This window comes from Rathayibacter sp. AY1A3, assembly GCF_002930975.1.
Taxonomy (GTDB): domain Bacteria; phylum Actinomycetota; class Actinomycetes; order Actinomycetales; family Microbacteriaceae; genus Rathayibacter.
The window spans coordinates 68,794-82,472 of record NZ_PSTO01000015.1 but is presented as its reverse complement, the minus strand read 5'-3'; the positions used below and the strand labels follow the sequence as shown (position 1 = coordinate 82,472).

Here is a 13,679-nt window from a genome sequence, read left to right as displayed (position 1 = left end):
CCGTTCCTCCCCCTCCCACCCCGGAGCCGCCGACGGCGGCCCCGACACGACCCAGAAGGGCTCCTAGTCCGTGCCAACGACACGCCTCAGCACCGAACCCACCGCCGTCCTCGTCCTCGAGGACGGACGACGATTCCGGGGACAGGCCTACGGCGCCCGAGGCCGCACCCTGGGCGAGATCGTCTTCGCCACCGGCATGACCGGCTACCAGGAGACGCTGACCGACCCGAGCTACGCCGGCCAGATCGTCGTGCAGACCGCGCCCCACATCGGCAACACCGGGACCAACGACGAGGACATGGAGTCGCGCCGCATCTGGGTCGCCGGCTACGTCGTCCGCGACCCCTCCCGCGTCGTCTCCAACTTCCGCGCGCAGCGCTCCCTCGGCGACGACCTGGAGACCGACGGCATCGTCGGGATCTCCGGCGTCGACACCCGGGCGATCACCCGCCACATCCGCTCGGCCGGCTCGATGCGCGCCGGCGTGTTCTCCGGCGAGGACCTCGCCCTCCCCGAGGAGGAGCAGCTCGCGCTGGTCCTCGGCGGCCGGCAGATGCAGGGGCTCAACCTGTCCTCCTCGGTCTCGACCGACGAGCAGTACACGGTGCCCGCCCGCGGCGAGCGCGTCGGCTCGGTCGCGGTCATCGACCTCGGGGTGAAGACCTCGACGGTCAACTACCTCGCGGAGCGCGGCTTCGACGTGCACGTGCTGCCCGAGTCCGTGACCGCCGAGCAGGTGCTCGCGCTCGACCCGTCCGCGCTCTTCTTCTCCAACGGCCCCGGCGACCCCGAGGCCTCGGACCGCCACGTCGAGCTGCTGCGCACCACCCTGCGCGCCGACCTGCCGTTCTTCGGCATCTGCTTCGGCAACCAGCTGCTCGGGCGCGCTCTCGGCTTCGGCACCTACAAGCTCCCGTTCGGCCACCGCGGGATCAACCAGCCCGTGCTCGACAAGCTCACCGGCCGCGTGGAGATCACCTCGCAGAACCACGGGTTCGCCGTGGACGCGCCGATCGAGGGCGAGCTGGACTCGCCCGAGGGCTTCGGCCGCGTCGAGGTCAGCCACTACTCCCTCAACGACTCGGTCGTGGAGGGCCTGCGCTGCCTCGACATCCCCGCCTTCTCGGTGCAGTACCACCCGGAGGCGGCGGCCGGCCCGCACGACTCCAACCACCTCTTCGACCGCTTCCGCGAGATGGTCGTGCAGCGCACGGCCGGGCGCGGGGCCTCGGAGCCCACCGACATCCCCACGACCAGCAGCATCGGAGAGCAGAAGTAATGCCGCGCAGGGAAGACATCCAGAGCGTCCTGGTCATCGGCTCCGGCCCGATCGTCATCGGACAGGCCGTCGAGTTCGACTACTCCGGCACCCAGGCCTGCCGCGTGCTGCGCGCCGAGGGGGTGCGCGTGATCCTCGTCAACTCCAACCCGGCGACGATCATGACCGATCCCGACTTCGCCGACGCCACTTACGTGGAGCCGATCACGCCCAAGGCGATCGAGGCGATCATCGCCAAGGAGAAGCCGGACGCGATCCTGCCGACCCTCGGCGGGCAGACGGCCCTGAACGCGGCCATCCAGCTGCACGACCTCGGGATCCTCGAGAAGTACGGCGTCGAGCTCATCGGCGCGAGCTTCGAGGCGATCAACCGCGGCGAGGACCGCCAGATCTTCAAGCAGCTGGTGCTGGACGCGGGCGCCGACGTCGCGAAGTCCTACATCGCGCACACCGTCGACGAGGCGATCGAGTACGCCGAGGACCTGGGCTACCCCCTCGTCATCCGCCCGTCGTTCACCATGGGCGGCCTGGGCTCCGGCTTCGCCTACACCCGCGAGGAGCTGGTGCGGATGGTCGGCGACGGCCTGCACCAGAGCCCCACCACCGAGGTTCTCCTGGAGGAGTCGATCCTCGGCTGGAAGGAGTACGAGCTCGAGCTCATGCGCGACACGGCCGACAACACGGTCGTCGTCTGCTCGATCGAGAACGTCGACCCCGTCGGCGTGCACACGGGCGACTCGATCACCGTCGCACCGGCGCTGACCCTCACCGACCGCGAGTACCAGAAGCTGCGCGACATCGGCATCCGGATCATCCGCGACGTGGGCGTGGACACCGGCGGCTGCAACATCCAGTTCGCGATCGACCCGGCGGACGGCCGGATCATCGTGATCGAGATGAACCCGCGCGTCTCCCGCTCCTCCGCCCTCGCCTCCAAGGCGACCGGCTTCCCGATCGCCAAGATCGCCGCGAAGCTCGCCATCGGCTACCGCCTGGACGAGATCCCGAACGACATCACCAAGGTGACGCCGGCGAGCTTCGAGCCGACGCTGGACTACGTGGTCGTGAAGGTCCCGCGGTTCGCGTTCGAGAAGTTCCCGGCCGCCGACAAGACGCTGACCACGACCATGAAGTCGGTGGGCGAGGCGATGGCGATCGGCCGCAACTACGCGCAGGCGCTGCAGAAGGCGCTCCGCTCGCTCGAGAAGCGCGGCTCGTCGTTCCACTGGGGCGCGCAGGAGCGCTCGGTCGAGGAGCTGCTCGAGATCGCGAGGACCCCGACCGACGGCCGCATCGTCACCGTGCAGCAGGCGCTGCGTCTGGGAGCCACGGTCGAGCAGGCGTTCGAGTCCACGAAGATCGACCCCTGGTTCCTCGACCAGATCGTGCTGATCAACGAGATCGCCGACCTGGTGCGCGAGCACGACGGCCTCGACGCCGGACTCCTCCGCCTCGCGAAGGACCACGGCTTCTCGGACGCGCAGATCGCCGAGCTCCGCGGGCTCGACGAGGCGGAGGTCCGCCGCACCCGCTACGCGCTGGACGTGCGCCCGGTCTACAAGACCGTCGACACCTGCGCGGGCGAGTTCCCGGCGCTCACGCCGTACCACTACTCCTCGTACGACGAGGAGACGGAGGTCGTCGCCGCCGACCGCCGCAAGGTCGTCATCCTGGGCTCCGGCCCCAACCGCATCGGCCAGGGGGTCGAGTTCGACTACTCCTGCGTGCACGCCTCGTTCGCGCTCTCGGACGCGGGCTTCGAGACGATCATGATCAACTGCAACCCCGAGACGGTCTCGACCGACTACGACACCTCGGACCGCCTCTACTTCGAGCCGCTGACTCTCGAGGACGTGCTCGAGGTCATCCACGCGGAGTCGCAGTCCGGCGAGCTCGTCGGCGTCGTCGTGCAGCTGGGCGGCCAGACGGCGCTCGGGCTCGCCGCGGGCCTCGAGGCGGCCGGCGTGCCCATCCTCGGCACCACCTCCGCGAACATCGACCTCGCGGAGGAGCGCGGCGCGTTCTCGCGGATCCTCGACGAGGCGGGGCTTCTCGCTCCGCGCAACGGCACCGCGACCGACCTCGACGGCGCCCGTGAGGTCGCGGTGGAGATCGGCTACCCGGTCCTCGTCCGTCCGTCGTTCGTCCTCGGCGGGCGCGGCATGGAGATCGTCTACGGAACGCCCCAGCTCGAGGACTACTTCGAGCGGATGGCCGGCGAGGGGATCATCGACGAGGCGCACCCGCTGCTGGTGGACCGCTTCCTCGACGACGCGATCGAGATCGACGTCGACGCGCTCTTCGACGGCGAGCAGCTCTACATCGGCGGCGTGATGGAGCACATCGAGGAGGCCGGCATCCACTCCGGCGACTCGGCGTGCACGCTCCCGCCGGTGACGCTCGGCCGCCGCCAGATCGACCAGGTGCGGGAGGCGACCCTCGCGATCGCTAAGGGCGTCGGCGTCCGAGGACTGCTGAACGTCCAGTTCGCGATCGGCCAGGGCGTGCTCTACGTGCTCGAGGCGAACCCCCGGGCCTCGCGCACCGTGCCGTTCGTGTCGAAGGCGCTGGGCATCCCGCTCGCGAAGGCCGCGTCGCGCCTGATGGTGGGCGAGACCATCGCCGCGCTGAAGGCCGAGGGCCTGCTTCCCGAGCGCGACGGCTCCGACGTCCCGATGGACTCTCCCATCGCGGTGAAGGAGGCGGTCCTGCCGTTCAAGCGCTTCCGCACCAAGGAGGGCCAGATCGTCGACTCGCTGCTCGGGCCCGAGATGCGCTCCACCGGCGAGGTCATGGGGATCGACCGCGACTTCCCGCGCGCCTTCGCGAAGAGCCAGGACGCCGCCTACGGCGGCATGCCGGCGAGCGGGACCGTCTTCATCTCGGTCGCCGACCGCGACAAGCGCTCGATCGTCCTGCCCGCGCTGCGCCTGCGCCAGCTCGGCTTCGACATCCTCGCGACCGAGGGCACGGCCGAGGTGCTGAACCGCAACGGGATCCAGGCCCGCGTGGTCCGCAAGTACAGCGAGACCGCCGAGGGCGACGCGCCCTCCATCGTCGAGCTGATCGCCCGCGACGAGGTCGACGTGGTGATCAACACGCCCAGCGGAGGAGCGACCCGCGCCGACGGCTACGAGATCCGCGCCGCCGCGGTCGCCGCGGACAAGCCGCTGTTCACCACGATCGCCCAGCTCGCGGCCGCGGTCGCCTCGCTCGACGCGGCGAACGAGCCCTTCGAGGTGACGAGCCTGCAGGACTACGCCCTGCGCCGCGCGGAGCGCACCGCGTGAGCGGCGGCGCGGCGGGCACCGCCTCCTTCGGCTCGCGCCTCGAGGCGGCGTTCGCCGCGCACGGCCGGCTCTGCGTCGGGATCGACCCGCACGCGTACCTGCTCGACGCGTGGGGCCTCGCCGACGACGCAGCCGGGCTCGAGAGCTTCGGCCGCACGGTCGTCGAGGCGGCGGCCGGCCGCGTGGGCGTGGTGAAGCCGCAGATCGCGTTCTTCGAGCGGCACGGCTCGGCGGGCTACGCCGCGCTCGAGCGCGTGCTCGCCGACGCCCGCGAGGCCGGACTGCTGGTGATCGCCGACGTCAAGCGCGGCGACATCGGCACGAGCGTCACCGCCTACGCCGAGGCGTGGCTCCGGCCGGGCTCGCCGCTCGAGGCGGACGCCATGACCGCGGCGGCCTACCAGGGGCTCGGCTCCCTCGAGGGGATGCTGACCCTCGCCGAGGAGGCGGGCAAGGGCGTGTTCGTCCTCGCAGCCACCTCCAACCCCGAGGCCCGTCCCGTGCAGCGCGCCCTCGTGCAGGACGGCGGCCGGGCGGGATCCACCGTGGCACGCGCGGTCGTGGCGGACGTGGCATCCTGGAACGACGCTCACGCTCGCGCGTCGATCGGCTCGGTCGGCGTGGTGCTCGGCGCCACGGTCGCCCTGGGCGACTTCGGCATCGGCATCGACGAGCCGCTGCACCCCGCACTCCCGGTGCTCGCGCCCGGCTTCGGCCACCAGGGCGCGGCCGTCGCGGACGCGCAGCGGCTGTTCGGCGCGCTGAGCGCCGCCACCATCGTCAGCGAGTCGCGGAGCGTGCTCGGCGCCGGCCCCTCGGGGATCGCGGCCGAGATCACCCGCCGCGCGACCGACATCCAGGAGACCCTTGTCCGCTGAAACCGTCAGCCCCGATCCCGGCGCCTCCTCGCGCCCGGAGGCCGTGCGCCGTCCCTCGCCGCCCGAGGTCGACCGGCGCGCCGCCTCCGAGGCCGCGATCGCGGCGCGCCGTGCCCGCGCCGCCGTCAAGAAGGCCGTCGCCGCCGGACGCCGCCCCGCGACCGCCGTGCTCGCGGCGGCCCAGGCCGAGCCGCTCGGAGTCGAGGGGCGGATGCGCGTCAGCGAGCTGCTCCGCGCCGTGCCCGCACTCGGCGTGGTGAAGACGCCCCGGGTGATGGACCAGCTGCGGATCGCCGAGTCGAAGCGCCTCGGCGGGCTCGGCCGGCGCCAGGTCGAGGGCCTGGCGTCGTTCCTGGAGGAGCGGGAGTCGCGGCAGCGCCGCCCCGGCCGCAACCGCCTGCTCGTCCTCGCCGGTCCGACTGCGGTCGGCAAGGGCACCGTGTCGACCTACATCCGCGAGAACTACCCGGACGTCCTGCTCTCGGTCTCGGCCACCACCCGGGCCCCGCGTCCGGGCGAGGTGGACGGCGTCAGCTACTACTTCGTCGACGACGCCGAGTTCGACCGGATGGTCGCGGCGGGGGAGTTCCTCGAGTACGCCGTCGTCCACAACGCGCACCGCTACGGGACGCCCCGCGGCCCCATCGACGCCGCACTGGAGCAGGGCCGCCAGGTGATGCTCGAGATCGACATCCAGGGTGCCCGCCAGGTGCGCGAGCGGATGCCGGACGCGCGGCTGGTCTTCCTCCTGCCGCCGAGCTGGGACGAGCTGGTCCGCCGCCTGGTCGGCCGCGGCACCGAGAGCGCGGAGGAGCAGGAGCGCCGCCTGGCCACCGCGAAGGTGGAGCTGGCCGCGCAGGACGAGTTCGATTTCGCCGTCGTCAACAGCACCGTGCCCGAAGCGGCCCGCGAGGTCGTAGAGTTGATGTCGCCTCGTGCCGACGGCGCGCCCGCTGACCCGGGCCGCTGACACCGGGCCACCGACCACCTCCGGGCCGACGCCCCGGGTCCCACCGGGCACACGCCCCTCGGAGCCCGCGCGCCGTGTTGCTCCGGAGCCGCAGATCGGCGCTGATGCGCCTGCAAGGAGACACCCATGGCCAACAACCTCGGCATCATCGACCCGCCCATCGACGAGCTCCTCTCGAAGGTCGACTCCAAGTACGCGCTGGTGATCTTCGCCTCCAAGCGCGCCCGCCAGATCAACGACTACTACGCCGACCTCCACGAGGGCAGCCTGTTCGACAACGTCGGCCCGCTGGTCGACTCCACCATCGACGACAAGCCCCTCTCGGTCGCACTGCACGAGATCAACGAGGACAAGCTCGTCGCCAAGCCCCTCGCCGAGTAGTCCCCTCCGGGTGGGCTCCTCTCTCGAGGCCGGCCGACGGCTCAACGTCGTCGTCGGCATCACCGGCGGCATCGCCGCGTACAAGGCCGTCGGAGTCGTCCGCGCGCTGGTCCTCGCGGAGCACGACGTGCACGTCGTCGCGACCGAGGCCGCGCTGCGCTTCGTCGGCAAGCCCACCCTCGAGGCCATCTCGCGGAACCCGGTGCACACCGAGCTCTACGAGGGCGTCGCCGAGGTCCGGCACGTGGCCATCGGCCAGGCCGCCGACCTCATCGTGATCGCGCCCGCGACGGCGCACACGCTCGCCAAGCTCGCCGCCGGCCTCGCCGACGACCTGCTCGGCAACACGGTGCTCGCGAGCACCGCCCCGCTCGTGGTCGCCCCCGCGATGCACACCGAGATGTGGGCGAACGCCGCCACCGTCGCGAACATGGCGGTGCTCCGCTCCCGCGGCGTGCACGTCGTCGGCCCCGCGGTCGGCCGCCTCACCGGCGCCGACTCGGGCCCCGGCCGCATGGAGGAGCCCGAGACGATCGTGGCGGAGGCCCTCGCCGTCCACGCCCGCTCCGCCTCCGCCCGCCGCGACCTCGCGGGCGTGCGCGTCCTCGTGACCGCCGGCGGCACCCGCGAGCCCCTCGACCCGGTGCGCTTCGTCGGCAACCGCTCCAGCGGCAGGCAGGGCGTCGCGCTCGCGCTGGCCGCTGCGGCCCGGGGCGCGGAGGTCACCCTCCTCGCCGCGAACCTCGACGTGCCGGCGCCGGAGGGCGTCACGGTCCTCCCGGTGGGCACCGCGCTCGAGCTGCGCGAGGCCGCCCTCGCCGCGGCCCCCGGCGCGGACGTCGTGATCATGGCCGCGGCCGTCGCCGACTACCGGCCCGCCGCGGTCGCCGACGCGAAGATCAAGAAGGAGCAGCAGGGCGACCGTCTCGTCCTCGAGCTCGTCAAGAACCCGGACGTCCTCGCCGAGATCTCCGCCTCCCGGCGGGAGGGGCAGATCGTCGTCGGCTTCGCCGCGGAGACCGAGCCGGACCGGGACGCGATGCTCGCGCTCGGCCGCGCCAAGATCGCCCGCAAGGGCTGCGACCTGCTCGTCCTCAACAGGGTGGGCTGGGCCGAGGGTTTCCAGAGCGACAGCAACGCCGTCGTGGTCCTCGATCGGGCCGGCGATATAGTTGGCGAGGCCTCGGGCAGCAAGGCGGAGGTGGCCGATCGCGTCCTCGACGCGGTCGTGCGCTAGCCCCGCCGGTCCGCCCGCCCAGGCGCCGATCGCCTGCCGCCCGGCATCGCGCCCGCCAGGCCACTCCCGGTACGAACGACCCCGGTCCGCACGAGCCGGGACGAGAAGAGAAGCATGACCTCCGGTCCCCTCCGCCTGTTCACCTCCGAGTCCGTCACCGAGGGCCACCCGGACAAGATCTGCGACCAGATCTCGGACCGCATCCTCGACGCCCTGCTCCGCGAGGACCCGCACAGCCGGGTCGCCGTCGAGACGCTGGTCACGACGGGGCTCGTGCACGTCGCGGGCGAGGTCTCCACGAGCGGCTACGTCGAGATCCCCAAGATCGTGCGCGACACGATCGTCGAGATCGGCTACGACTCCTCGGAGAAGGGCTTCGACGGCCGCTCCTGCGGCGTCTCGGTCTCGATCGGCCAGCAGTCGCCCGAGATCGCGGCGGGCGTCGACACGGCGCTCGAGGTCCGCTCCTCCGAGGCGGGCGAGGACGCCTTCGACCGCCAGGGCGCGGGCGACCAGGGTCTGATGTTCGGCTTCGCGACCGACGAGACCCCCGAGTACATGCCGCTGCCGAGCTGGCTCTCGCACCGCCTCGCCGAGCGCCTGGCCGCCGTCCGCAAGTCGGGCGAGCTCGACTACCTCCGGCCCGACGGCAAGACCCAGGTCACCATCGGCTACGACGGCACGACGCCGTCCACCATCGACACCGTCGTCCTGTCCACCCAGCACGCCGAGCACGTCAGCACCGAGACGATCCACGCGGATATCGCGGCGCACGTCATCCGCCCCGTGCTCGAGACGGTCGACCTCGACTCCTCCGCCGTGCGCCTGCTGATCAACCCGACCGGCCGCTTCGAGATCGGCGGGCCTCAGGGCGACGCCGGGCTCACCGGCCGCAAGATCATCGTCGACACCTACGGCGGAGCGTCCCGCCACGGCGGCGGCGCGTTCTCGGGCAAGGACCCGTCGAAGGTGGACCGCTCGGCCGCCTACGCCATGCGGTGGGTCGCCAAGAACGCGGTCGCCGCGGGGCTCGCCTCGCGGCTGGAGGTGCAGGTCGCCTACGCCATCGGCAAGGCGGCCCCGGTCGGCCTCTACGTCGAGACCTTCGGCACCGGCACCGTCTCCGACGAGACGATCACCGAGGCGATCCGCTCGGTCTTCGACCTGCGCCCGGCCGCGATCATCCACGCACTCGACCTGCTCCGCCCGATCTACGCGCAGACCGCGGCCTACGGCCACTTCGGCCGGGAGCTCCCCGACTTCACCTGGGAGCGCCTCGACCGGGTCGACGACCTGCGCTCCGCCGCGGGCCTCTCGTAGCGGGCGCGGCGGCGATGGCGACGAGCGGAGCCGTCGCGCGCGTGCTCCTGGACTCGCCCCTCCCGCAGCTCGACCGGCTCCTGGACTACGCGGTGCCGGAGGCGCTGCGCGGCGAGGTGGTCCCCGGCGTGCGCGTGCGGGTGCCGTTGCGGACCGGAGGCCGGATCGCCGACGCGTTCGTCGTCGAGACGGGGGAGGGGACCGAGCACGCCGGAGCGCTCAGCGGCATCGAGGAGCTGGTCTCGCCGCTCGTCGTGCTGACCCCGGAGGTCTGGGCCCTCGCCCGCCGGGTGGCCGACCGCGCCTCCGGGGGCGCGAGCGACGTGCTGCGCCTGGCCGTGCCGCGCCGCCACGTCCGCGTCGAGAAGGCGCGACTCGCCGCGGGTCCCGCTCCTGCGGCGCCCGCGGTCGAGGCGGGCGGCGTGACGGGCTACCCCGACGCCTCCTTCGCGGGACTCGCCGAAGGGGCCCGGCTGGCGGTCGGCGCCGTGCCGGCTCCGGTGAGCCTCGACTCGGGCGCGTGGGTCGGCGGCTGGGCCGTCACGCTCGCCGAGCTCGCCCGGGACACGCTCGCCGCGGGCCGCGACGCGATCCTGGCCGTCCCCGACTACCGCGACCAGGAGCAGCTGGAGCTCGCTCTCGCCGCCCTCGTCCCCGCGGAGGCGGTGGTGCGCCTCGATGCGCGGCAGAAGGGCGCCGAGCGCTACTCCGCCTTCGTCCGCTGCCTCGATCCCGGGCCGCGGGTCGTCGTCGGCAACCGCTCCGTCCTCTACGCGCCCTCCTCCGCCCTCGGCCTGATCGCGCTCTGGGACGACGGCGATCCGCTCTTCGCCGAGCCGCTCGCGCCCTACGCGCACGCCCGCGACGTCGCCCTGGTGCGGCAGGAGCAGAGCGGCGCCGGCCTCGTCCTGCTCGGCAACACGCGCACGGTCGAGGTCGAGCGGCTCGTCGAGATCGGCTTCGCGACCGAGGTGGAGCCGCGGCCGAGCCGCCGCCCGCACGTCGTGCCGACCGCCCAGCAGTGGGCGGCCGACGAGCACGACGCGGCAGCGCGCATCCCCTCCTCCGCCTGGCGGGAGGCGCGGAAGGCCCTCGACTCCGGTCCCGTGCTCGTCCAGGTCGCGCGCCCCGGCTACGCGCCGGTGGTCGCCTGCGCCCGCTGCCGGACCGTCGCACGCTGCAACCGCTGCCAGGGTCCGCTCGGCGTGCACTCCGAGGGCGGGCGGCCGAGCTGCGGCTGGTGCGGCCTGATCGCGGCCGACTGGACCTGCTCCGTCTGCGAGGCGACGGCTCTGCGCCTCGTCTCCCTCGGCGCGGGCCGCACCGCGGAGGAGCTCGGACGCGCCTTCCCGGGTGCCAAGGTGATCGTCGCGGACGGGCAGCGCCCCGTGCTCACCCTCCCCGACGAGCCCGCGCTCGTCGTGGCCACGCGCGGGGCGGAGCCGCGGGCCGACGGCGGCTACCACGCCGTCCTGCTGCTGGACGGCGAGCGGATGCTGGCCCGCGAGAGCCTGCGGGTCGCCGACGACGCGCTCCGCACCTGGTCGAACGCCGCGGCGCTGGCCCGCCCGGGCGCGCCGGTCCTCCTGGTCGGGGTCGGCGGCCGGCTCGCGACCGCCCTGGCGACCTGGCGGCAGGCCGAGTACCTCCGGGCCGAGCTCCAGGAGCGGCGCGCTCTGCGCTTCCCGCCCGCGGTGCGCCTGGCCACGGTGAGCGGCGACGCGCACGCGGTGGAGGAGGCGCTCGACGCGCTCGACGAGGACGACCGGCACGAGGTCCTCGGTCCTGTCGGGCTCGAGGACGGCTCCGTCCGGGCGATCGTCCGGTTCGACTACGCTCGCGGTGCGGATGTGGCCGCGCGCCTCCGCTCCGCCGTGATCCGCAACGCCACGCGCCGTCGTCGCCCGCCGACCACGCCCGGCCGCTTCCGGCCGGCCCCCCGGCTCCGGGTCCGTCTCGACGACCCCGACATCCTCTGACTCCCCAGGAGACCCCCGTGCGCCTCGTCTTCGCCGGCACGCCCGCCGCTGCCGTTCCGACCCTCCGCGACCTCGCCGCCTCCGCGCACGAGGTCGTGGCCGTGGTCACCCGGGAGGACGCCCCGGTGGGACGCAAGCGCGTGCTCACCCCCTCGCCGGTCGCCGTCGCGGCCGAGGAGCTGGGGATCCCGGTGATCCGGGCGAACCGCCTCGACGAGGACGTGACCGACCGGATCGCGGAGCTCGCCCCCGACCTCGGCGTGATCGTGGCCTACGGCGGCCTCGTCCGGCAGCGCCTGCTGGCGGTGCCGCGCCTGGGCTGGATCAACCTGCACTTCTCCCTGCTGCCGCGCTGGCGCGGGGCGGCTCCCGTCCAGCGGGCGCTGATGGCGGGCGACACGCGGATCGGCGCGAGCGTCTTCCAGCTGGTCGCCGAGCTCGACGCCGGTGACGTGTACGCCGAGCTCGCCGTCGACGCGGGGGAGCGCACCGCGGGCGAGCTGCTGACGGAGCTGGCCGGGAGCGGCGCCGGCCTCACCCTCGGCGTGGTCGACGCGCTGGAGGAGGGCACGGCCGTCGCGACTCCGCAGACCGGAGAGGCGACCCCCGCTCCCAAGCTCGACGGCGCCGACGGCCGGATCGACTGGAGCCTCCCGACCGCGCGGGTCCTCGCGCTCGTGCGCGGAACGACTCCCGAGCCCGGAGCCTCGACCGCGGTGGGGGACGCGCGCCTCAAGGTGCTCGCGGTCCGCGCGGCCGAGGGGGACCTCGCTCCCGGCGTCGTCCGCCTCGACTCGGGGCGCGCCCTCGTCGGCACCGCGGACGGAGCGGTGGAGCTGGTCACCGTCCAGCCCGCCGGCAGGACCCCGATGGCCGGCGCCGCCTGGGCCCGCGGCCTGCGCGAGAGCACGGTGCTCGCGTGAGCGCCCGGCGCGAGGCCGCTCCCGCCCGCCGGGTCGCCTACGACGTCCTGCTCGCGGTGAGCGGGTCGGACGCCTACGCCAACCTGGTCCTGCCCGCGCGGATCAGCGCCGCCGGCCTCTCGCCCGCCGACGCGGGACTGGCCACCGAGCTCTGCTACGGCACCCTGCGGATGTCCGGCTACTACGACCGCGTGATCGCCCTCGCGGCCGGCCGGTCCGTCGAGAGCATCGATGCGCCGGTGCTCGACGCGCTGCGCCTGGGCGTGCACCAGCTGCTCGCGACCCGCGTGGCCCCGCACGCCGCGGTGAACGAGAGCGTTGCGCTCGTCGCGGCCGGCTCCTCGCGGGGAGCGGTGGCCTTCGCCAACGCCGTGCTGCGCGCGGTCTCGCGCTCGAGCGCCGGCGAGTGGCGCGAGCGGGTCTCCGCGGCCGCGGTCTCCGGCGACGACCGGATCGCCGCGCTGAGCTCCCACCCCGTGTGGATCGTGCGCGCCCTGCGACGGGCGCTGGCGGCGGAGGGGGCGGCCGACGAGCTCGACGCGCTGCTCGCCGCCGACAACGCGGCTCCGCGGGTGAACCTTGTGGCTCTGCCGGGCCTGGCGTCTCCCGGCGAGATCGCCGACGCCGAATCCGACCGGTTCTCGCCGGTCGGCATGACCAGCACCGGCGGCGACCCGGAGGCGTTCCCCGCGGTGCACGAGGGCCGCGTGCGCGTGCAGGACGAGGGCTCCCAGCTCGCCGCTCTGGCGCTCTCCCGGGCACGGCCGGTCCGCCCGGGCGAGCGCTGGCTCGACCTGTGCGCGGGACCCGGCGGCAAGGCGGCGCTGCTCGCGGCGGAAGCGCGCGCAGGCGGGGCGGCGCTGCTCGCCAACGAGGTGGTCCCGGGCCGCGCGGGCCTGGTACGGCAGGCGCTGGCCGCCGTCGATCCGTCGGTCGAGGTGCGCACCGGCGACGGGCGCGACCTGGGCGACGAGCAGCCGGGATCGTTCGACCGCATCCTCCTCGACGCGCCGTGCACCGGTCTCGGTGCGCTGCGGCGTCGGCCCGAGGCGCGCTGGCGCAAGTCCGCGGCCGACGTGGAGCCGCTGGCCGCCCTCCAGGGCGAGCTGCTCGACTCCGCGGTGAGGGCTCTCGCTCCCGACGGGCTGCTGGCCTACGTGACCTGCTCGCCGCACCTCGGCGAGACCCGGCGCGTGCTCGCCCTCGCGCAGGAGCGGCACGAGCTCGAGCTCGTCGACACGCCGGCCGTGCTGCGCGCGGTGACGGCGGACCCGCTCCCGCTGCCGGACGGCCCCCTCCACGTGCAGCTCTGGCCGCACCGGCACGGCACCGACGCCATGTTCGTGCAGCTCCTCCGCCGCCGGCCCCTCGAGGCGGCGTCCGGGAACGCCTGACCCCTCCGGAGCGGGAGCGTGCTCGGCC

At 74.0% G+C, this 13,679-nt stretch carries 10 protein-coding genes; all 10 read left to right on the top strand.

The window, feature by feature from the left end:
• Nucleotides 1-70 precede the first annotated feature (70 nt).
• The 10 genes from carA (at nucleotide 71) to C5C10_RS09135 (ending at nucleotide 13,651) form a co-directional block, all read left to right on the top strand.
• Complete coding sequence (gene carA, locus C5C10_RS09180; protein ID WP_104225321.1) at nucleotides 71-1,279, top strand: glutamine-hydrolyzing carbamoyl-phosphate synthase small subunit; 1,209 nt, start codon at nucleotides 71-73, stop codon at nucleotides 1,277-1,279.
• A complete protein-coding gene (gene carB / locus C5C10_RS09175; RefSeq protein ID WP_104329063.1) occupies nucleotides 1,279-4,569 on the top strand; it encodes a carbamoyl-phosphate synthase large subunit in 3,291 nt (1,096 codons plus the stop codon). Before carA ends, carB begins: the two co-directional genes overlap by 1 nt.
• Nucleotides 4,566-5,447, top strand: coding sequence for an orotidine-5'-phosphate decarboxylase (gene pyrF / locus C5C10_RS09170; RefSeq protein ID WP_104225320.1), 882 nt, complete (start codon nucleotides 4,566-4,568; stop codon nucleotides 5,445-5,447). Before carB ends, pyrF begins: the two co-directional genes overlap by 4 nt.
• A 43-nt stretch (nucleotides 5,448-5,490) precedes the next feature.
• Nucleotides 5,491-6,417, top strand: a complete 927-nt coding sequence (gmk, locus tag C5C10_RS09165) for a guanylate kinase (RefSeq protein WP_104354723.1) — start codon at nucleotides 5,491-5,493, stop codon at nucleotides 6,415-6,417.
• Between the two features lie 126 nt (nucleotides 6,418-6,543).
• The gene (gene rpoZ, locus C5C10_RS09160) at nucleotides 6,544-6,798 is read left to right on the top strand and encodes a DNA-directed RNA polymerase subunit omega (protein WP_104221835.1); all 255 of its coding nucleotides are present in this window, start codon (nucleotides 6,544-6,546) and stop codon (nucleotides 6,796-6,798) included.
• A gap of 10 nt (nucleotides 6,799-6,808) precedes the next feature.
• Complete coding sequence (gene coaBC / locus C5C10_RS09155; RefSeq protein WP_104329062.1) at nucleotides 6,809-8,035, top strand: bifunctional phosphopantothenoylcysteine decarboxylase/phosphopantothenate--cysteine ligase CoaBC; 1,227 nt, start codon at nucleotides 6,809-6,811, stop codon at nucleotides 8,033-8,035.
• Between the two features lie 114 nt (nucleotides 8,036-8,149).
• Entirely contained in the window at nucleotides 8,150-9,355 is a 1,206-nt protein-coding gene (gene metK, locus C5C10_RS09150) for a methionine adenosyltransferase (RefSeq protein ID WP_104221839.1), read from the top strand.
• Between the two features lie 14 nt (nucleotides 9,356-9,369).
• Nucleotides 9,370-11,334, top strand: a complete 1,965-nt coding sequence (locus C5C10_RS09145) for a hypothetical protein (protein WP_104329061.1) — start codon at nucleotides 9,370-9,372, stop codon at nucleotides 11,332-11,334.
• A 17-nt stretch (nucleotides 11,335-11,351) separates the two neighbouring features.
• Nucleotides 11,352-12,257: a methionyl-tRNA formyltransferase gene (locus C5C10_RS17810; RefSeq protein ID WP_181073430.1), complete on the top strand. Its 906-nt coding sequence runs from the start codon at nucleotides 11,352-11,354 to the stop codon at nucleotides 12,255-12,257.
• Nucleotides 12,254-13,651 (top strand): RsmB/NOP family class I SAM-dependent RNA methyltransferase, encoded by a 1,398-nt coding sequence (locus C5C10_RS09135; protein WP_258060510.1) that lies wholly within the window; start codon nucleotides 12,254-12,256, stop codon nucleotides 13,649-13,651. Before C5C10_RS17810 ends, C5C10_RS09135 begins: the two co-directional genes overlap by 4 nt.
• The last annotated feature ends 28 nt before the right edge of the window (nucleotides 13,652-13,679 follow it).

What these genes read in the sequence shown, in the direction of transcription:
- carB (WP_104329063.1), top strand. Translation starts at nt 1,279, where the DNA reads ATGCCGCGCAGGGAAGACATCCAGAGCGTCCTGGTCATCGGCTCCGGC.
- rpoZ (WP_104221835.1), top strand. Translation starts at nt 6,544, where the DNA reads ATGGCCAACAACCTCGGCATCATCGACCCGCCCATCGACGAGCTCCTC.
- metK (WP_104221839.1), top strand. Translation starts at nt 8,150, where the DNA reads ATGACCTCCGGTCCCCTCCGCCTGTTCACCTCCGAGTCCGTCACCGAG.
- C5C10_RS09145 (WP_104329061.1), top strand. Translation starts at nt 9,370, where the DNA reads ATGGCGACGAGCGGAGCCGTCGCGCGCGTGCTCCTGGACTCGCCCCTC.